16 protein-coding genes are annotated in these 19,739 nt (G+C 41.5%); 2 read left to right on the top strand and 14 right to left on the bottom strand.

The features are described from left to right. Nucleotide 1: 1 nt before the first annotated feature. From GYY70_RS05400 to GYY70_RS05410, 3 genes are read right to left on the bottom strand one after another with little or no spacing between them, the layout of a single operon-like run. Nucleotides 2-721, bottom strand: coding sequence for a phage minor tail protein L (locus GYY70_RS05400; RefSeq protein ID WP_174831533.1), 720 nt, complete (start codon nucleotides 719-721; stop codon nucleotides 2-4). Further along, on the bottom strand, nucleotides 721-1,056 hold the full coding sequence (locus GYY70_RS05405; protein ID WP_255454278.1) for a phage tail protein: 336 nt from the start codon (nucleotides 1,054-1,056) through the stop codon (nucleotides 721-723). Before GYY70_RS05405 ends, GYY70_RS05400 begins: the two co-directional genes overlap by 1 nt. A 6-nt stretch (nucleotides 1,057-1,062) precedes the next feature. Further along, the gene (locus GYY70_RS05410; protein ID WP_174831535.1) at nucleotides 1,063-6,654 is read right to left on the bottom strand and encodes a phage tail tape measure protein; all 5,592 of its coding nucleotides are present in this window, start codon (nucleotides 6,652-6,654) and stop codon (nucleotides 1,063-1,065) included. A gap of 126 nt (nucleotides 6,655-6,780) precedes the next feature. On the opposite strand from GYY70_RS05410, the gene nrdA reads away from it, so the two are divergent. Together nrdA and nrdB are read left to right on the top strand one after the other, a co-directional pair. Beyond that, nucleotides 6,781-9,135, top strand: coding sequence for a class 1a ribonucleoside-diphosphate reductase subunit alpha (nrdA, locus tag GYY70_RS05415; RefSeq protein WP_174831536.1), 2,355 nt, complete (start codon nucleotides 6,781-6,783; stop codon nucleotides 9,133-9,135). An 84-nt stretch (nucleotides 9,136-9,219) separates the two neighbouring features. Continuing rightward, nucleotides 9,220-10,263, top strand: coding sequence for a class Ia ribonucleoside-diphosphate reductase subunit beta (nrdB, locus tag GYY70_RS05420; protein WP_238791853.1), 1,044 nt, complete (start codon nucleotides 9,220-9,222; stop codon nucleotides 10,261-10,263). Between the two features lie 342 nt (nucleotides 10,264-10,605). On the opposite strand, the gene GYY70_RS05425 is transcribed toward nrdB, so the two are convergent. The 11 genes from GYY70_RS05425 to GYY70_RS05475 form a co-directional block, all read right to left on the bottom strand. Further along, a complete protein-coding gene (locus GYY70_RS05425; RefSeq protein ID WP_174831538.1) occupies nucleotides 10,606-10,983 on the bottom strand; it encodes a hypothetical protein in 378 nt (125 codons plus the stop codon). A gap of 81 nt (nucleotides 10,984-11,064) precedes the next feature. Beyond that, complete coding sequence (locus tag GYY70_RS05430; protein WP_174831539.1) at nucleotides 11,065-12,276, bottom strand: phage tail tube protein; 1,212 nt, start codon at nucleotides 12,274-12,276, stop codon at nucleotides 11,065-11,067. 11 nt (nucleotides 12,277-12,287) lie between these two features. Then, nucleotides 12,288-12,695, bottom strand: a complete 408-nt coding sequence (locus tag GYY70_RS05435; RefSeq protein ID WP_174831540.1) for a hypothetical protein — start codon at nucleotides 12,693-12,695, stop codon at nucleotides 12,288-12,290. Further along, complete coding sequence (locus tag GYY70_RS05440; protein WP_174831541.1) at nucleotides 12,695-13,207, bottom strand: hypothetical protein; 513 nt, start codon at nucleotides 13,205-13,207, stop codon at nucleotides 12,695-12,697. The genes GYY70_RS05435 and GYY70_RS05440 overlap by 1 nt, the downstream gene beginning before the upstream one ends. Next, complete coding sequence (locus GYY70_RS05445) at nucleotides 13,207-14,046, bottom strand: hypothetical protein (RefSeq protein WP_174831542.1); 840 nt, start codon at nucleotides 14,044-14,046, stop codon at nucleotides 13,207-13,209. The genes GYY70_RS05440 and GYY70_RS05445 overlap by 1 nt, the downstream gene beginning before the upstream one ends. Before the next feature lie 2 nt (nucleotides 14,047-14,048). After that, nucleotides 14,049-14,570: a hypothetical protein gene (locus GYY70_RS05450; RefSeq protein WP_174831543.1), complete on the bottom strand. Its 522-nt coding sequence runs from the start codon at nucleotides 14,568-14,570 to the stop codon at nucleotides 14,049-14,051. Nucleotides 14,571-14,576: 6 nt separating this feature from the next. Next, entirely contained in the window at nucleotides 14,577-15,026 is a 450-nt protein-coding gene (locus tag GYY70_RS05455) for a hypothetical protein (protein WP_174831544.1), read from the bottom strand. Between the two features lie 40 nt (nucleotides 15,027-15,066). Beyond that, a complete protein-coding gene (locus GYY70_RS05460) occupies nucleotides 15,067-16,245 on the bottom strand; it encodes a hypothetical protein (protein WP_174831545.1) in 1,179 nt (392 codons plus the stop codon). A 15-nt stretch (nucleotides 16,246-16,260) separates the two neighbouring features. Next, on the bottom strand, nucleotides 16,261-16,719 hold the full coding sequence (locus tag GYY70_RS05465) for a hypothetical protein (RefSeq protein WP_174831546.1): 459 nt from the start codon (nucleotides 16,717-16,719) through the stop codon (nucleotides 16,261-16,263). A gap of 9 nt (nucleotides 16,720-16,728) precedes the next feature. After that, the gene (locus tag GYY70_RS05470) at nucleotides 16,729-18,066 is read right to left on the bottom strand and encodes a S49 family peptidase (protein WP_174831547.1); all 1,338 of its coding nucleotides are present in this window, start codon (nucleotides 18,064-18,066) and stop codon (nucleotides 16,729-16,731) included. Further along, nucleotides 18,063-19,631, bottom strand: coding sequence for a hypothetical protein (locus GYY70_RS05475; protein WP_174831548.1), 1,569 nt, complete (start codon nucleotides 19,629-19,631; stop codon nucleotides 18,063-18,065). Before GYY70_RS05475 ends, GYY70_RS05470 begins: the two co-directional genes overlap by 4 nt. Nucleotides 19,632-19,739: the final 108 nt, after the last annotated feature.

Genomic DNA, 19,739 nt, shown 5'->3' on the forward strand with positions numbered 1-19,739 from the left:
ATTAGGCCTTTACATTTTTTGCTGACAGGAAAGCACCGATTGGTAACACAGCGGTTTCTCCGAATCGGGCTTTACAGCTCAATAAACGTTTACCGCAGCTATCTAGTGAGGGGTCGTTGGTGGGCATATCATTTTCATCGGCCACAGCGTGTCCGGTATAACCACAGCCTTCACCACGATACTGCCAGCAACAATTTTGTGAGGTCATCACCCTGCATGGTACGGTTGCACCATCTGACTCACTGGGCACTGCCAGTTCAAATACCCCTTGTTCTCTTGTTAAGGAAACCATACGCTCAATAACGTAGCTGGTTTTAATCTCCTGTAACGGGTCAGCAGAAGAATTCCCCTCAGCAAAATTTTCAGCATCCATAAATTGCTTATAGACCAAATGCCGATAGACAGTGGCTCGTTTTAATTGGTCATACTCTTCTACAGCTCCGGTTACAAAGCCCAGAGCATTGGATATTGTCAGAGTTGGTCTGTTAGATGTTCCTTGCGTGGAGACTTCAAATCCCTCACCTAAAATCGGGTAAACTGCAAATTCATGCCCTTGCCAGATAAAATTCTTACCCAGCTCGTTAGTATCATTTGCAAACCTATAAATCTGACCACCAATATTCCGTAAATCAATTGTCCAGAGTTCAACCAGTACATCCTGATCCAACTTTTCAGTGGCTTTAAACCACTCTTCACTCATCTGGTTAATACGTGCATTCATCAAATAGCAACCTCAGTGAACTTTACAGACAGAACATCTTCAAATCCCGTTTTTTTAATGGATTTATCAGAATGAATAACAATTATTTGTTGACTCTCTAGAGGGGGTTCCCATAGAAAACGCTTACCTGTATGCTGGTTTAAAAAATCCTCAATTGCTTTAATGGTTGCAGGCTTACGTGTAAACGTCAGGCTATAGACTTTCAGAGGTGAACCAGCTCTCAATGGAATTAGTTGCACGACACCTCCACCAAATTGAATCACCTTTACAGCATCCGAGCTATCCTCAACACCCATATCTCGGTCCGGAATCCAGTCTCGATTAAATATATCCATACTTTATTAACCCTTTGCGAACATGCCACCGGCACGTGTTTCTTTTGTTAAAATCTTATAAACCTCAGTCTCTATAGTTTTACCTATTGTCCGGCCTAAACCCTCAGCTCCTTTGGCATCCACAGACGACTCAGAACTACCATCTGAGTTAATAGTTACAGACACCGTTACAGGAGTATTTATTACCGTACCTGCTCCACCTCCGGTAGCCTGTACACCTAAATCACCATTTGCCATTCGGGTTAAGGGTAAAATTCCTTCCGGACCAGCTTCACCTGCCAGCCCCATACCTCTGGCCATAGCAAATGTAGTCGGGTGATGCAGCACGCCGCCGTTAGCATAAGCGAGGGTTCCGCCTTGTGATACAACACCGCCGCGAGCAAATAAACTGTTTAAACTACCACCTGCACCACCTCCGAAAGCACTCATCCCTACATTAATGAGTTTCAGCATAGCCATTCGCATTGCTATTTTGGCTAAGTCTCCGAGAATGCTGGCTGTCATACTCTTAAAATTTAGTTTTCCGGTTACAGCCAGATTCTGCATAGCTGAAATGACAGAGTCAGTAACTGAATTAAAAGCCTTTTGTGCAAAAGTACCATAGCTAATAGATTCATCTACTAGCTGGTTATAAGAACGTTTTAAGCCAACTTTCCAGTTAGTTTGTGCCTGTTGAGCAGCTTCAAATGTACGTTGTGTGTTTTCAATCTGACGTTGATAATCTGCAAATGTATCTTTATAAGTTGTTGCATTTTCATCTACGTTTTTAGACTTTAATTCAGCCAGAGCCTGAGCCTGTTTTATACGCAGGCTTTCAACTTGCAGAAGCATCTCCTGTCTGGCTTTTTCACGGTCAGTAATAACGCCCAGTTGATTTTGCAGATCTACTTCTACTTTCTTTTGCTCCAGTAGTTTACTCTGCTGGTCTAAAGAGTATTTCTGAGCCTGCATTTGCAGCTCACGTACAGTATCTCGTGCAGCTTCAGTATAGTTAGTAGTATCTCCACCTATAGCACTTGCGAGCGCATTGGACGCTCCACTACGCTGACCGAGCTTTACTGTTCTAGGGTCTACCTTTTTTCCATTAACAGTTGTTGTCAGATGTAGATGTGGTCCGGTAGTGTTACCTGTGTTTCCAGAGCGGGCTAAAGCCTGCCCGCGTTCTATTCTGTCACCTGTTTGACGCAGGACGGCAGACAGGTGCGCCATACCATAGATGATTCCGCTGTCGCCCTGAAATTGCATCTGTGTTCCACCGGCACCACCAGACCAAGAGCGGATAACTTTACCGCTCTCCGGTGCATTAATCACTGTGCCTACAGGCATGGCCAAGTCTATACCGTTGTGGTAAGTGGAAGCCCCAGCTTTAGGTGAATGTCTGTGGCCAAAACCAGAGGTGACCCTCGTCATACCACTGGTCAGAGCCTGATATGCCAGTTCTGAACCCTTATTTGTCACATTTTTGATAGCATCCAGAGTTTTCTGAGCGCGGGCTTTATCCTCAGCGGAACCTTTACTTTTCAGAAAATTCTCAGCTTCTATTTGTTTCTGGCGCAGTTTACGGGTGTACTCAGACTGGCTGATTTCATCCAGTGCACGCGCATTGTCCATAAAGGCTTTTACCAGAGAATCTGAGACACTTCCCTTTGCAGCTAGCTCTTTCTGCATCTGGTCACGTAGTGACTTCTGTGTATCCTGTAAAGCAGTCTTTTCCAGATTACCTAAGTCTGAATTGTATGTAGGTAAAGGTCTGGAAGACGCCGGATTTAATACAGGCGGGTTTTCAATCAGATTCTTAGACTGACGAACTTCAAGGGAAGTTTTACGTTCTCCGGCCAGTTTCGCCTCAGCCTGTGACAGTAACGAGGTTAAAGCAGGTAAAGCATCCTTAGTTATGTGAGCGTTACTACTAGACAGAAGATTACGTTTGCCTGGGTTAGGGTCTAATGTCTGAGCATAAATATCAGCAATACCCTCAGAACCCCTTTTCACACCATAAGGGGTCTGATTTTTGTAAGCACTTATTGAAGCCAGATTTTCAGCACCGATTTTCAGGTTTTGCAGGTAAATGGCTGTCCGTTGGGGGTCTAGTTCGATTTGCTCTTTAAGTTCTTTTAAACCGGCAGGAGTGAGTAATTTATTTAATCTCTCCCGTAATTCATCTTCTGTAAATGTAGAAGATGTCAGAGCATTAGCCTGATTTGCCGGCATACCCTGAGATACAAGAAGTTTAAATTTCTTATCTTCGGGGTTTAACAGATGCTGGAAGTCTTTATTGTTTACGAATTCTAAACGGTCATGGGCTTCTGATCTTTTTCCGTCAGTTAAGCTACTGAGAAGACTTTGAGTTTTTACAGCTTCTGCCTGGATTTCCTGCATATGCTGCATAGCCATCGCAGTACGCTTAGACATCAAATTCATTTCAAGCGTATACAGGTCGTTCACCAGATTACTTCTAATCTGGGCAGATTGAGTATCTAATTCATTTTTATGCTGAGTAGCCTGGTCAAATCGTGTTAGTTCTTCTTGTATTAATGTCCGTTTACGGTCAAGCAACAAGGTTTCCTGCTCTATCCGGTACGCAGAGCTTTGACTTGCTGCTGAGTTTATCTGAGCAAGGGAATCTTGTACTGCTGCATCAATCCTCTGACGATTCTTTTCAAAAGCCTGAATTGTAGTTTCAGCTTCCAAAGCATATTGCTGGAAGTTTGACTTATAGCCTAAACCTAATTTCTGATCTAAACGAAGACCGGCACCAGTTGTATTAAATTTCTCCAATACATCGGTTTTAACCGCAGCTAAACTGGAATCCAGAGTTTTAATTTCACTGGATAAATCAATTACAGCCTTTTTGGATAAAACCATGTACGCAGCAAAACCACCTACAGCCAATGCAGACCAGCCAATGGGTCCCATTGCGGTAAACAACCCGGTAACAGTTGTTTTGAGAGCAGCTAATGTTCCAGTAGTTCCTGCCAGCGTGGTTGCTGTACCAGCCTGAATAGCTGCAAATGTCTGTGTAGCTAGAGAAGCACTTTTGTAGGCAGATGAGACTAAGCCAACAGCCGTTGATACCAGACCAAGTCCGCCTACCCAGTTCATAAACGATACAGTAGCGGCGGCTGCGGCAATGCCCGTGAGTAATGGAGCAACCGGAGTTAAAACCTTAACAGTATTTACAACCGTGTCGGCCAGTTTCAGGAATCCCGATGTAAGACCTGTAATAATCTGACGAACATTACCATCGTTAGCAAAGTTCGAAAGCGAAGACATCAAACCCTTAAAATCACCTTGGGTATTTTGTCCGATTGAGGCAAAGGTGTTTTCCCAGGAGTTCTTCATTTTCAGGAAAGAACCTTGAGCAGTATCACCCAGTCGAGCAGCCTGCGTCGTGGTGTAACCCATGTTTTCACCCGCACGGGCAATCTGGTTATGCAGTTTAGTAAATTCATCTCCAGATTGAGACAGCAAAATGTTGGCTGTCTTCAAACCACGCTCGTTGAATATGGCTTTTAACCACTGCTGTTGCTGCTGATCAGTTAATCCGCGCAATTTAGATTGCAGCTCAGCAACCACCTGACTGAACGGTTTTACCATTCCGTTCACATCATAAATTGACAGACCTAACTGGTTAAGGGCTTTAGTAGATTTCGCTGTACGTCCTGAAAGGTCACTTAGAAAATTCTTCAGAGATGTACCGGCTGCGGAACCTTCAATATTATATTTAGCCAGAATAGACAGCGCAGCAGAAGTATCTGTAACCGATAAGCCAAAACGGGCAGCCTCAGAGGACGCCTGCTTTAGTGCTTCAGTCATCTTCCCTACGGAAGTCTGAGAAACGTTCGCTGCCATTGCAGCCTGGTCAGCAGCCTCCTGCAAAGCATGCGCGTTTAAAGACCCGTCTTCATTATTCAGATGAAATGCTGAACGCAGACCTGCCAGAAACTTGGCAGAATCTTCATCGGACAGGTCGCCAGCTACAAGAGCTAGATTAAGTGTGGCAGGTATTGCCTTAAAAGCGTCAGATGCTGAAAGACCTGCCTGCGTCAGAACTTTTAAAGCCTGTGCAATCTGAATTGGTCCCTGAACCAACCGCTGGGAACCCATATCCAGAATTTTTTGAGACAGTTCTGCTACTTTTGCACTACCCGCCTCGGCAGCCACACCTACCTGTTCCATCTGCCAGCCAAAGTCTTTACCCACAGTTAAAGACTTAAATACTGTAGAGGCTCCGGCAAGGCCAGCCGCCATTGGGAGTAAAGAACCCCAACTCAACCATATTTGATTAACACCTGCGGCCATACCTCGCCACACCTGATGCAGGTCACGCGAAGACACCATTACATTGCGAATTTCCCCGTTTATCTGTCGCCAGCGTGATAATGCAGATTCACCTGACTCGATTGCCTTGTTGATAGTAGGCATGCTTGCTTCAGATGCTGCATAGGCACCGTAACGAGACTTATAAACACGCTGTTCTGCGGACTTTAAAGGTGAGGCTGGTAAAGCACTGATACGCAGATACTCATTACGCATCTCGCGCAAATAGTGAAGCTGTGCCTCTAATTGTGCAGCCTGTCTGCTATTACTTACAGATGCAGCTTGCGCAATAGCGAGTCGCTGTTCTAGTTGCTGATTCAGATTGCGACTGACATTCTGCTGTTTAACCAGTACATCTAAAGTCCGCCCTTCTGCCTGAGCCAGTAATTGCGCAGCTCGTACATCTCCGCTCGCCAGTGCTTTACTAATACTCTGCTGTGAAGCAGCCGTAGCAGCAGCCGAACCATAGTTTCTACGATATTCCCTAAAAGCCGAAGACCTCTCAGCTCCTTTAGGCATGGCCTGAATGCGACTATATTCGGTGCTTATCGCCCGAAGCTCAGCTAGGTGTTTACCTAGCTGAGCTGCATTAAGCTTATTGAGTTCTGTCTCTGAACGTAAGACTTTGACACGTTCTCTTACCTGATCATTTAAAAGCTGATTTCTATTATTTTGACGAGTCAGGGAGTCTAGGGATTTGGAAGTGTCTACTTTCTGAATCTGATTAAGAGACCTACGGATTCGGTCTAAGTCAGCCAGAAAATCCTTACTTTGCAGATGCGAGGCTGCGTCACTGCCGAACATATTTTTGAACGCAGTAAAAATCCCTGAGTCCTTACGAAGATGGTCGACGACAGAATTAAAATCCTCTGCCTGTTTAGCCAACTTTTGCAATTGATTCCGGGTAAACTCATGACCCTTATTTAATTTATTCAGGTCAGACAGGTAACGGTCAAAGTTATTATTCTTAAGAAGATTAGTCAGAAAGTTACGAGCTTCGGGTTCTACTTCTCTCAGAGCTTTTTTAATATTTTTTAGAGACTCTGCTGTTGCAAGTGAGTGACTGGCTAGCGTCTGTGATAGGTTTCTGGAAGCCTGAACCATCCCTGCCGTGCTTTTACGCATCTGCGCATCGACATTGCGGAATTCCTGATTAAAGTGCTCTAAACCTTGAGTATTTTGACCTAAATTTGTAAGAGCTTGGTTTAATTTAACTATTTGTGCCAATAGCTCTGACAAACCTTCACTACTAAAACCTAATTCGTACTTCTCTTCCATTAACTCTCAGACATCGCATTTGAAGTCCTAATTTTACCATTTTTTCGTTCTTTTTGTTTCGTTTTTGTGTACAAATAGAACGCAAAAAATTACAATACTATTTCTCTTAATTAACGCTGTGAAACTATGTCAAATCTAAAAGTAACTAAACGTAATGGTAATTTGGAAGATTATAATGAAAGTAAGATTGACGATGTCTTAAAATGGGCAGTAATAAGCTGCTCTGAAAAAAAGGATAACCAGAACTATATACAGCTTGAGGTTCCGGATATTATCAGTGAAATTAAAGCAAATGCACATATTCAACTTTACAATGGTATCTCTACCGATGATATCCATCTGCTGCTCATAAAATCCGCAGCCGATTTAATTTCAGAAAAGCAACCAGAGATGCAGTACATCGCTGCCCGGTTAGTTTTATTTAGAATTCGGAAACTGGCATTTGGTGATTTTTTTCCGCCTGAGTTATATACACATATCACTAATCTAACTGAATTGGGTTTATACGACAGTCAGATTTTAAAAGATTACAGCAGAGAAGAAATTGACAGTCTTGATGATTTCCTTGATCACGATTATGACATGACTTTTGCCTATGCAGGAATTAAACAGTTAGAAGGAAAATATCTGGTACAGAATCGGACAACTGGGAAAATTTATGAGTCACCGCAGTTTCTGTTCATGCTTGTAGCAATGTGTTTGTTCAGAAAAGAGTCAGCAGATGTCCGGCTAGGCTATGTGAAATTTTTCTATCAGTTTTTAGCCATGTCTTTCATATCTCTCCCCACACCCATTATGGCAGGGTTACGTACCCCAACCCGTCAGTTTGCATCCTGTGTTCTGGTTGATTGTGATGACAGCCTCGACAGCATTAATACTACTTCTAATACAATTGTAAAATATATATCTCAGCGCGCAGGCATTGGTATTAATGCCGGTCGAATTCGCGCACTGGGCAGTGCAATTCGTGGCGGTGAAGCCAAGCATACTGGGTGTATTCCATTTTATAAGATGTTTCAGGCAGCCGTTAAATCCTGCTCACAAGGTGGTGTCCGTGGGGGAGCTGCCACGGTATATTTCCCGTTATGGCATCTGGAAGTAGAAAATCTGCTGGTACTGAAAAACAACCGTGGAGTTGAAGAGAACCGCGTTCGGCATCTTGACTACGGTGTACAAATTAATCGCCTGTTGTATACCCGTTTAATTGAAAACGGGAAAATCACACTGTTTTCACCTTCTGATGTTCCTGGTTTGTATGAAGCATTTTTTGCTGACCAATCAGAATTTGAGCGATTGTATACTCTTTATGAGGCTGATAAGTCTATTCGTAAAAAAACTGTATTGGCAAAAGATTTATTCTCTATTTTAATGCAGGAACGGGCTAGTACCGGACGTATCTATATTCAGAATGTAGATCACTGCAACACACACAGTGCTTTTAATCCTGAGAAAGCTCCAATTTATCAGTCTAATCTCTGTGCTGAAATTACTTTACCCACTCGTCCGGGAGAAAGCCTCGAAAACCCTGAAAAGCTGGGTGAAGTTGCACTCTGTACACTTGCCGCAATTAATCTTGAAAAATTTATTAAAATAGATTTTGAAACACAGGATTTAGATGATGAAGGCATTGCTGCTTCATTTGGTACGGTTTTATTTTTATTAGTGCGAGCCTTGGATAATTTACTGGACTATCAGGATTATCCAACCGAAGCTGCCAAGCAAGCGACCCTAGCCCGTCGTCCACTGGGTATCGGCGTCATTAATTTTGCAACGTATCTGGCCGCTAACGGTCTGAAATATGGTAGTCCGGAAGCAGTTCGTAAAACTCACCAATTATTTGAAGCAATCCAGTATATGTTATTAACTGTCTCTATTGATTTAGCTAGAGAACGTGGAAAATGTAGCAGTTTCGAAGATACCTCTTATGCTCAAGGATTACTTCCGATTGATACCTATAAAACAGATATAGACGAATTTTGCTCAACTCCGTTAATTCAGGATTGGGAAGACTTACGATTCGCCATTCAAAAATATGGCTTACGTAACTCTACGCTTACTGCACTTATGCCCTCAGAAACTTCCAGTCAGGTTTCAAATGCTACTAATGGTATTGAACCTCCACGCGGACTTGTCACTGTTAAAGCTTCTAAAGATGGGATATTAAAACAGGTAGTTCCACATATTAACCAACTGGCCAGAGACTACACATTGGCTTGGGATATAGAATCTAATGAGGGCTATCTAAAATTGGTCGGCGTGATGCAAAAATTTGTGGATCAGTCTATTTCTGCTAACACTTATTATGACCCAGCAAAATATGAGAACGCTAAAGTTCCTATGAAAGTACTGCTGAGAGATTTGCTGACTGCTTATAAATATGGAGTTAAAACCTTGTACTACCACAATACCCGAGACGGGTCTGATGATACTCAGGATTCGTTGGCAGACAGTGGTTGTGACAGTGGTGCTTGTAAAATCTAAATTCATGAGGTCGCAAGACCTCAAGGAGTATTTGTGACTTTTTCTATATTTAATCGGAATCATAATAATCAGTTACAGGAACCTATGTTCTTTGGTCAATCTGTAAATGTGGCTCGCTATGACCAGCAGAAATACCTGTTTCTGGAAAAATTAACTGAAAAACAGTTGTCTTTCTTCTGGAGACCAGAAGAGATTGATGTATCCAGAGACCGTTCAGATTTCGCCAGTCTTCCTGAGCATGAAAAACACATCTTTATTAGTAATCTGAAATATCAGATTCTTCTAGACTCTATTCAGGGGCGAAGCCCAAGCATAGCTTTCTTACCCATATGCTCTTTACCTGAACTGGAGACCTGGGTAACCACTTGGACATTTTCCGAAACCATACACTCAAGAAGCTATACGCATATTATCCGGAATATCTTTACCGACCCGTCGGTAGTCTTCAATGACATCATGGACAATAAGCATATTCTGGCCCGCGCTGATGAGGTGGCTGTCTACTACGATGATTTGATAGCAGCTACCCAAGACTGGATTCAAGGGGGTACTGATATTGTACCTACTATGAAAAAATTATATCTATGCCTGATGTGTGTCAATGTACTGGAAGCTATCCGCTTTTATGTTTCATTTGCCTGTTCCTTTGCTTTTGCTGAGCGCGAACTGATGGAAGGCAATGCCAAAATCATCAAACTGATTGCCCGTGATGAAGCTTTACACCTCACAGGTACCCAGCAGATGTTGAATAACTTGCGTAATGGCTCAGAGGGTGAGTTATGGAAACAGGTTGCTAATGAGTGTCAGCAGGATTCAGTAGATATATTTCAACGCGCTGTTCAACAGGAGATAGATTGGGCAGAGTATCTGTTCAAAGATGGCTCTATGATTGGGCTGAATAAAACTATCCTGACTGAATACATTAAATTTATATCTGGTCAGAGAATGCAGGTGGTAGGTTTACCTGATCTGTACAGGATTAAACAGAATCCCATTCCGTGGATTAATTCATGGCTCTCTTCTGATAACGTGCAGGTAGCACCTCAGGAGGTAGAAATTAGTTCTTATCTGGTCGGCCAGATTGATGCCGAACTTAATGAAGACGACTTAAGCGATTTTGAACTTTAAAGAAAACCACCGGTTATCCGGTGGTTTTTTCTGCATAACGTAAACTAAGCATCGCATGGTCTACTTGATACAAAACGGTCAAAGCAAATTCTCTTACTGACACCTCCTCTATTTTAAATATGGAAAAATAAGCTTCATATTCTGACAAAGGTATATAGTATTCACCCACTGCACCTAGTGTCCTGCTGGGTGAGAGAAAGGAATATGCATTGTACAACCATATATATTCCTGTTTTAGTTCAGGTCTTATCTCTAAAGCTTTAACCTTCACTCCGTCAGCTTGCAGAGCTAAGAAAGTTTCAATTGAAGACCCGAACTTATTCTCCCATTCGAGGACAGCAATCAGTTTTTTACAGCTGCATCCAGTGCGTATTTATGGTAACGTTCTACCTGTTGAGAGAATGTCAGAATTAAATCAAGGAACGGATCTAAACTGAGTAATTTAAGGGCTTCTTCTTTTGAATATGGAAGCTCAGTACCGTCTAGTGTTACAAAATTTCTCCAATCCAGAAGGATACATTCTGCTACAGACTCACTTAGAACTTTACGGGCAGCCTCATCCTCTTGTTCTTTAGTCAGACTTTCTGGGTTCGGAGCAATTTTTTGCAGAATCTGATTATAAACTTGGTAGTATCGAGTAGTACCAAACCGTGCTACCTTAACCTTAGCGTCAGTGGCAGCATCTATATCAACCCAGACACCCTGTGTTTCCTTCTCCATATCAAAGGTGTACTCACGTTCAGGACAAAAGCCTGCTACTTTTTGATTTGGTATCTTCCGGCTTTTTGTTGCCATATATGTTTAAAACCTCTCAATAAAAAATGTCTTATCAGTATTTCCGCTGTCTTGCAAAGCTGTATAACCCAGCTCCATTTTTAATGCTTCGTCTTTACCACTAACTGCTGCTTTAGGGTCTTTCAACTCTAAGCACGGGAAGATAAATGCATAGCCATGTCCATCTTTATCGTAGACAGCGAATTCCAGACGGTGATGCTTCTGACTAATCACATCGTTGTAAATACTGGCATCATTAAAATACATAGATATAGTGCCGCCAGCATTAATAGTTCCGGCTGTAATATCAACAAAGCCCAGAACACCTATCCCTGCATGACCCTTCATAGAGTTATCGTAATCAATAGATATTTTTTCGATAGCAGCGGTTAATTTTTCACGGACATCCTCTCCATCCAGTAGTGCACCTTTCATACCAACAACGGTATTAATCGGGATTCCGGTCTGGCTTGGGATATATTCACTTTTATCTCCAAGCATCCGGCCGGTACCCCATTCTGAGGACATACCGATAAAATCGAAGTTACCGGTTACAGCAGCCTGGCTCTCAAAACTTAAAGACATTTTATTCACGTGCATACCCGAATATACAAATGTCTGGTCTTTATCAGTTAAGCGTTTTTCAATAGAGAATGAGCGATCAGTCACTCCATTACTAACATGACCATGGTATACCTTCACATTGGTGGCCAAAGTAGCGTCAGTGAGCTTTGTTTTTACATAAATACTTCCAGCTTCAACCTGGGCCACTATAAGAGGATAGTTAAACTCTGCCGAAGCTTCGTCAGCAGAAACTGAGAAATAATTACCAACTGACAGAAGCTTGGTAAAGTCAGTATTTCTGTTTGCTGTGATTTCTAGTTTACTTAACTGTGTAGTGTCATCGTAAGAGATTGCTATACTCTGAACACTAAGTACACCGTTATCACCAAACTTAGACCATGTACCCATCAACAGAGCTTCAAATAACGGGTCATACTCACGAGCACTAAGTTCAATATTAAAACCACCGGATGTCTGGGCATCGGTAAGAAACATACCGGATACCTGACGGGACTGGTTAATCTCCTTTGAAACATCCTTTGTAATGTTTTGTTCCAAACTTTCACCGGTCATTCTTAAATCTATACCCTTACCGGTAGTCGGGGTTTTTCCTATCTCAGCTTCAGGCATAAAAGCCAACTGAGCATAGGAGGTTGAGCCAACACGTAATGTCATGAATTCCTTTCTTAAAAATGATAATGATGAAAAGGTACAGAAACCCTATAACCTACCCATCCTTTTACAGCATGAGAATTAGGTAGCAATTTGCCAACTTCCATCTGAGCACCGGCCAGATATTGGCGTTGCAGTAAGACAGCACACTCCTCTCGTAATCTGATGGGGTCTTTCGTACCTGTACCTTCTCGTACTAAAACTGTTACCAGAATATTCCCCTCATCATGTATATAGGGATTAGCGTTTAAATCTGCCTGCTCTGAATTTGAATAAACAACCTCATAAGAAAGCACGGGTAAAGTTATTTCTCCAATATCGACATGCTTGTCGTTTTCATACTGAACGAGGCAGTCCGTTCTTTTTGAGAATTTATCTCTGAATTTAGTTGTGACCGCGTCACGAAAAAGTTCTCTATCCATTACCACTTCCCGAATTGCGCTAAACGTGCAGATACCCTTACCTCGGCACAAATCTCATTAAACGTGTAGTAATCCTGATTTACTGCACGCAGCAAAATTCCCAATGAGTTGGAAGATAGCCATCTGGTAGCATAAGGCTGAGAGTTATACAGAGTGATTTTTACATCTTTACCTGCCCGGACTTTTGCATACACCGCCAAGCGAATTCGTTTTAATTCAGCATTTACAACAGACCTGTTAAATGCTGGTGCTTTTGAGTCATGGATACCTTCCTCAAATGCAGGAGAATCAACAAATACTGGGTAGCCGGAATCTACTACGGTTTCCCCGTTTAGCGACAATTTCCAACTCTCTGTGGCAGCTCCTGACCACTTTGGTGTATGTTCTGTAGCAACTTCAAGAGCCACTTTAGCTAAAAACATCAACCGTTCAGCAGCCTCTTTTCGTACAAGAGCTTGAAGCAAATTAAGTACAGGTAAACCGTTCTTTGGTTTTTTCAAAACTACCCGCATTAAACTTTCCTAATTACCACAGAAATAGCTCCATGATTTTTATGCTCAACCCTGACAGGCTTCCACTTCGCTCCTTCAAAATCGACTTCTACAGCTTTCTCCAAATATTCAGCATATTCTTGAGAGGTTCTGAACCGGATATCTCCGACCTGTTGAGGTTCTGCTGATGGTAGGCTGTTGGTATAGTCGTCCCGCCAATCCAGCTTAATAACAGGTATTTGGCGGATATTTTTAGTAGTTGTTTCTGAAACAGGATCGTAATCTCCGATATCAACTGATAAGGAGAAAAGACACTCAGGTTCCAGTTCATTACATTCAGCTATATAAAACCCGGCAGTAGACGTGTATATATTTCGAATGATGTGCCAGCGGTCTTTAATGAATGCAAATTCACCCTCTTCAAAGTGCTCACCTTTTGTAAAGTAGATGTAGTACTGACTTTGAAATTCAGAGGATGTTGTAATATCTTTAACATCCTTAACCCAGACTCTGGACATATAAACATGTTCACCTGAGCCGTCTAACAGTTGGCTGGTTCTGGCTACCTTCCCTAATTCAGCCAACTGAGCAACATAACCTTTACGGCTTACATCTTTTTCCCATGTGTCAGGGTTTGAATAAGCTGATACTATCCAAACCTGTCCCCCTATAATAAGGGTATGCCTTACAGGTAGTTTTACAGAATACGCCATAGACAACGTTCGCCGTAATGTGGTTAAACCGTCTCGTCTTGGGTTATCCCATACAGTTACCTGACAGGTGGCTTTTAACTTCTCCCCTGTGTAAGCATCCCATATAGGGGTCAGGTCGAACCGTCTAGAAACCGCTACTAAATCCATATTTACCCAGTCACAGGGTCATAGCTAGGCTGACCTGCACCCATAAACCGTGGAAGTTGATTAGAAGCTTTAGACTGCTTCAATGCTCTTATTGCCTGATTCAGTCGATTTCGAATCGTTTCAGCTATACTGGATAAATCTGAGTTGAAACGTTGAATTGAAGCTTTGGAATCAGTCAATACACGTGCTGCTATAAGTGGTAAAGTCTCACCTATTAAATTACAGATGCTGTAAAGAGCAACTCGTTTGACCATCTCCAGCAATCGTTCATTCTGTAAAGTATCCCAATTACTGAATAACTCTGGACGAATCCGTAACAAGGTTTCCTTTACTTCACTTATATAGACAGGTTGCATCAACATGTCGTCTGACAACTCTGCTGAGGAGAGACCAAAAATAGCCCGAACTTCGTCAGTCGTTGTCAGTGTGCCAAAAGGCTCCAATACAATATCCAGCGGTGCACCTGCGGCAGCCTGAATAGCTGCCGGGTCTGGTAAGCCTGTGCCAGGTATTTCCATTGACATATTCAACTACTTTGCGTACACCAATTTACCGCATTTCCACAGTAAACGTTCGTTGGTAATTGTGTACATATCTACGAAACCTGCCTGTAGTTGTGCCAGCATCCAGTTATCACAAGGAAATTCTTGTAATTCAGTCTTAACACATTTATTTGTATAAGGGTGAAGTAAATCATAACCGTGAGTTACACGGACTTTGACAGTCTTTGGTAATTTTGAAACTGCTTTTTCAGTCTCCATTGCAGGGTTATCCTTCGGGGGTTTTTGTTTAATTGTCTCCTGTTTAGTAGTTTCAGGTTGTTCTACTGTATCAGTAGTTTCAGGTTGTTCTACTGTATCAGTAGTTTCAGGTTGTTCTACTGTATCAGTCAGGTCTACGCCTGCATCCTGTTCAAGCTGTTCGGGTTGTTCTGTGTTGTCAACCTGATCAGACTTATTTTGTTGGTTATTTCTTGCCATAAATTCTCCAGGAGGCTGCCGAAGCAGCCTGTTCAATTGATTAATTTAGAGTAGTTACTTTAAAAGCCTTATCGTCATGACGATAAACAACTTGTCCTTCGTCAAAACGCATTGCTTTACCACGGCGCATTGCCAAATCTTCAACCGCATCATAGTTAGCCTGAGAGTTTCTAACTCTGGCAATAGCACTCCGTGAATCAATACCTACTAACGTACCAGCCGGAATAATTCCCTCTTCAAGGATATATATTTGAGGCTCATAAATATTCATATTGATAGGTTTAGCCGGATAAGCCATTTGTTCTGAACTAGTAACAGGGTTAGTCAATATAGTTGGTCGACCCTTACGATCAATAATTTTGAAATAATCGTCTTCATTACACAGAACATAATCTACCTGACGGAATTTCCAATTAGCCCGTAACCACTTCACATAAGCCCTATGGGTTAACACACCATTACCAGCTTCACTATCATATCTAGTGATAGGAACTACAGGTAACGGTTTCATATCCATATCAACATCCCCGTTAATCAAAGAATTTAACTGTTGGCATACTAAGTTAAAGGCCAGTTGATTACGAAGACGTTTTAGGTAAATTGCTATACTATCAATGGAGTAGGCTTTTAAAGCCTTATCTGAGGCCTCTAAACCGTACGAAAAAGTTGGAATAGTGTGTGATTTCTGAGAGATCGTTAACTGACCCACAATATTAGGTGTTGCTAACTGACCAATTGCAGACGCCTGTTGTTTATCAGCATTTGATGAATCAAAAATTGGCATTGCAAACGTGTCATTTGGAACAGACTCATCTAATGCAACTAACTTTTCAAACATACTAAGGGTATCAGTATGGTCTTCCGCCTTATTTTCTTCTACTATTGACAAAATTGCAGCCGGTGCTAAAATTGTGCTCGCTGTTTTTGCATCCTGAGTTGCTGCTGCTCGAAATGTTCCGTCCAAAACATCTCCAAGCTTCATACCTCGAAAACCCTTACCTTTCACATTAATAGGGGTGTTTAAGGATGCCATCACTTGTGAAAAAACATTACCACCTGCATAGTTTTTATCAGCTTTGTGCCCATATTCCTGCTGTAAATACTCTGGTACAGACATATTATCATCTGCTGCCAATTTATAAAGATCTACAGAAATAGGTATTTGAGAAGGTCTACCACCTGCTTCAATAAATGCTGCATTACCTACAAATCCTGACATAAGTTCCTTTCGTTATTAAACTGCTTCAATTAAATACACATTTGGATTACGAGCATCTGAAGCGATAACTCGCCATTTAAAGTTAGTGGGTGAACCTTTCTTCACCACAGTCGTGCCATATTTATTTAAAAGAAAATCATCATTTCCATTAGAAACGCTCGGTTCAGTTTGAGCACCACATACAACATAATCTCCAAAACTTAAATCCTGTCCGGTTACAAACATACGAACCAGAGGGGCATGACAAACACAAGCTCCGTAGGACAAGCCATCCAAAGTACCTGGTTCTATAGAGTCAACAAAACCTTCAATTTCATCACCCTCTTCACACAGCACCATCGCATTAGAACTTGTACGCTTAACTGCTTTGTTGTGATCGTTATTCGAGAACTTCGACTTTAACGTGCCGAACGTACTAGTAACTGTATTTCGAAGATTATGTTTTTCGACAATACTTAGAATATGTTTAGCCATTCAATCTCCTTAGTTAACCTTTATCCGACTCATCCAATCGATTTCTTGCTTAGTTTCGGATTCCATAGCTTTTGGATCAGTTACAGCTACCCCACCCGCTGGATACTTTTGTTGAAACTTCATATCAATTTGTTGATTCAGAGCCTCTAAACCCGCAATGTCAGTCGGCAGGTAAGCTTCTACGTTTAAAGCAGCCGCTTTAGCCTGAATAGCTGAACCCAGAAGTTCGGCATACTTATCCGCAGTTTGATTAGCATCTACTAAATTGGAAGCTAAGGCTTTGTTTGTAGCCTCTAATTCTGTATTTCGGCTTGAAAGCGTAAAGTTTTGCTTAGTCAAGTCTGCAAGTTTTGTTGCTTGCTCTTTTAATTGAGCTTGTAAGCTTGCAATTTCAGGTTGAAAAGTGTTTGCAGTTACCTCAGTAGCTGCCTTTTCTTCTGGAGCTGTTACACTCATACTAGGTTCTCCATTAAATGTAGTCAGGTGACTACTGGGTTGATAATTGCGGCTACCCGAAGCTTGTGGTTGCCACGTAGATAAGAGGGATTCCAAGGTATCAATTGAATCCACAAAATGACGGTTAACTGCTTCATTACCAAAATAGCTGCTACCGTCTGCCATATTGGTTTTTACATATTCAGGATTTAAAAGCCGGTTTTGGGCTACTGTATTTACAAAAATGCCATGTATATAATCTGCACGTTCTTGTACCTCGGCTTTAGCAGTATCTGTCAGGTCTTCATACGGATTGACTAAGCACTTTTTATCGACTGACCGAATTACCGTTGGGGTGATACCTTCCTTAATCAGTCGATTTTTATGTGATAAAAGAAACGTAACTACACCTATTGACCCTACTGAACCAAGTCTAGCCAGTACGAACTTTTCTCCTAAACTACCCAACCAATAAGCTGCGGAATGACACTGATCAGCAAATGTTGCAACAGGTTTTTTGCTCTTAAGATATTTAAGAGCTGAGTGTGTAACATCTATACCTGAGACACTTCCACCGCCTGAGTTAATATCTAAAATGACCCGGCTTACATCCTTATCTTCAGCAAGCTCATAAAAAGATTCTTGTAGAGAGTTGTATGTAGTTACCCCCCACAATTTTGCTAAAACTACAGGAATATCCTCATTAACTAATTCACCCTTAATAGGTACAATGGCAACATCACCTTGTTTAATATAAAGGTCTTGCTCAAGAAGTGATTGAGGAGAATCACTTGAAGAAAGTTTCATGTTAGCTGCTAGTTTTTCTTCGTAGTTCGCACAAAAATTTTGATAAGAAGCCAAAGAACTTTCAGTACCTAACCATAATTCTGGTTTATTCAAACTAATACTCAATTACCTGCTTTCCCTCCGTTTTTGCTCTTTGCATTTTTTGGTGTATTGGTCTGATTCAAATCCTGATTTAAGGCACCTTGTGATGTGTTACTATAAGGATTTTCTGAAACAGACGATTTATTAACTGTGAAGTTTGTTCCTGACAGTTCAGGCATGCTTTCAGGAGCCAATTTCCCTGTAAGTCGTAAACTAGCCTCATCGTCAGAAATAAATCCGTAACTTAGTTGTTCCAGAATTCTGGACTGTTCCATTGCTTTAAAAGCTTCCAACTCAGCATCCGGGCGTAAATTGATAGAGCCAAAACTGAAATCCACATAGACGTCATAACCCATTAGTCTTAGAGCAAGTGTCAATGCCTGACTAAAAATGTCATTCAAGGCAAACTGGACACCCTCTGCGGATTTCATAAACAGCAGAGATTCAGTTGAGGCGATATTGCTGGAAGCTGAGCCATAACCTAGGATTGCAGGTAGAGTTTTAGTACCTGTAGCAACCTTGGCATCAATCATGTTTTGTAAATTAACTATTTCTGAATCATGAGAATTGTTACCGGCCGTTATATATGAAGCTTCAATACTGTCAGTAGAAACAAAGGCATCTTCTGGTTCCATGCTGTTTACTATGTTAGATATTGAGTCAACAACACCTTGTATATAATTATTTACCTTAGTATTCTCGTCTTCATCATCCGAAGATTCCTGATAGTAAGCAGGCATCTGCGCTAATATACTTTCGGTATTAATCGTCACTTTCATTCGTGGATGAATAGCCTGACGAACAATACGCCGTAAATCATCCATGAACTGCTGATTAAATAGCGCAGGTTGTAGTGCTGCTTCCAAAGGGCTGTCTGGATAAGCAGTAAGTAAATCCTGATCTATAGGGCGATAAAAAAAGGTCGGAATATCCAAATCGATTTCATCGCTGTCTACTTTTTGAATTGGTTTTAAACTGCCATCTTTTTCAGGAACAAACTTAATAGATGACACTGTGATAGGTTGTAAACGAACAGGTAATCGTTGCTTATCTAAAACTAACTCCAGAGCGCAAGCTCCGTAGTATCTCAATTCCTTTGCCAGCATCTCAGCTACAGCACGTATAGAAGCAGTATTTGAAAACCCTTCTTCGTAATTTTTCAAGACATCGAATCTCGTCAGAATTGATTGAAGAGCTGTAGTCGCATCTCTATTAAAAGTACCATCTTGATTTTTGGCGGTGGCAGTGTATGTTTTAGTTACTGCCATCCGAATATAAGCAGCTACAGACGCCGATAAATCTGGCATTGCAATGGCAAACTGACGGATTACTTTTTGAGTATCTTGTTCAGTTCTGAAAGTAGTAATGTCAGTATTAACTAAATTTCGGTCAGTATTGCTTAGTGGTTGGCCACTAGACATTGCAGACTTAGTTAAATAGACAGCTTTACCCTGCTGCTGCTTAGGTACTTTTATTTGTGAGGGATTAAAATTATTTTGCTGAACACTGACTTTAGTGCCGTTTTTAGGTGTACTTTGAGCCGCGGAATTGCGGCTAAAAAACTGCTTAACACCTGATAAAAACGCCATACTTGCTAATTACTTATTAATACAGAAACATTATACCACTTTGTACACAATTGTGAAACTTTTTGAACAAATAAAATGTAAAGAAATTTGGCTTGTTAGCCAAATTTT

This window comes from Snodgrassella sp. ESL0324 (assembly GCF_013344955.1).
GTDB lineage: Bacteria > Pseudomonadota > Gammaproteobacteria > Burkholderiales > Neisseriaceae > Snodgrassella > Snodgrassella alvi.

What these genes read in the sequence shown, in the direction of transcription:
- GYY70_RS05440 (WP_174831541.1), bottom strand. Translation starts at nt 13,207, where the DNA reads ATGCGGGTAGTTTTGAAAAAACCAAAGAACGGTTTACCTGTACTTAAT.
- GYY70_RS05410 (WP_174831535.1), bottom strand. Translation starts at nt 6,654, where the DNA reads ATGGAAGAGAAGTACGAATTAGGTTTTAGTAGTGAAGGTTTGTCAGAG.
- nrdB (WP_238791853.1), top strand. Translation starts at nt 9,220, where the DNA reads ATGTTCTTTGGTCAATCTGTAAATGTGGCTCGCTATGACCAGCAGAAA.
- GYY70_RS05460 (WP_174831545.1), bottom strand. Translation starts at nt 16,245, where the DNA reads ATGTCAGGATTTGTAGGTAATGCAGCATTTATTGAAGCAGGTGGTAGA.
- GYY70_RS05405 (WP_255454278.1), bottom strand. Translation starts at nt 1,056, where the DNA reads ATGGATATATTTAATCGAGACTGGATTCCGGACCGAGATATGGGTGTT.
- GYY70_RS05450 (WP_174831543.1), bottom strand. Translation starts at nt 14,570, where the DNA reads ATGTCAATGGAAATACCTGGCACAGGCTTACCAGACCCGGCAGCTATT.
- GYY70_RS05435 (WP_174831540.1), bottom strand. Translation starts at nt 12,695, where the DNA reads ATGGATAGAGAACTTTTTCGTGACGCGGTCACAACTAAATTCAGAGAT.
- GYY70_RS05430 (WP_174831539.1), bottom strand. Translation starts at nt 12,276, where the DNA reads ATGACATTACGTGTTGGCTCAACCTCCTATGCTCAGTTGGCTTTTATG.
- GYY70_RS05455 (WP_174831544.1), bottom strand. Translation starts at nt 15,026, where the DNA reads ATGGCAAGAAATAACCAACAAAATAAGTCTGATCAGGTTGACAACACA.
- GYY70_RS05475 (WP_174831548.1), bottom strand. Translation starts at nt 19,631, where the DNA reads ATGGCGTTTTTATCAGGTGTTAAGCAGTTTTTTAGCCGCAATTCCGCG.
- GYY70_RS05425 (WP_174831538.1), bottom strand. Translation starts at nt 10,983, where the DNA reads ATGGAGAAGGAAACACAGGGTGTCTGGGTTGATATAGATGCTGCCACT.
- nrdA (WP_174831536.1), top strand. Translation starts at nt 6,781, where the DNA reads ATGTCAAATCTAAAAGTAACTAAACGTAATGGTAATTTGGAAGATTAT.
- GYY70_RS05445 (WP_174831542.1), bottom strand. Translation starts at nt 14,046, where the DNA reads ATGGATTTAGTAGCGGTTTCTAGACGGTTCGACCTGACCCCTATATGG.
- GYY70_RS05465 (WP_174831546.1), bottom strand. Translation starts at nt 16,719, where the DNA reads ATGGCTAAACATATTCTAAGTATTGTCGAAAAACATAATCTTCGAAAT.
- GYY70_RS05400 (WP_174831533.1), bottom strand. Translation starts at nt 721, where the DNA reads ATGAATGCACGTATTAACCAGATGAGTGAAGAGTGGTTTAAAGCCACT.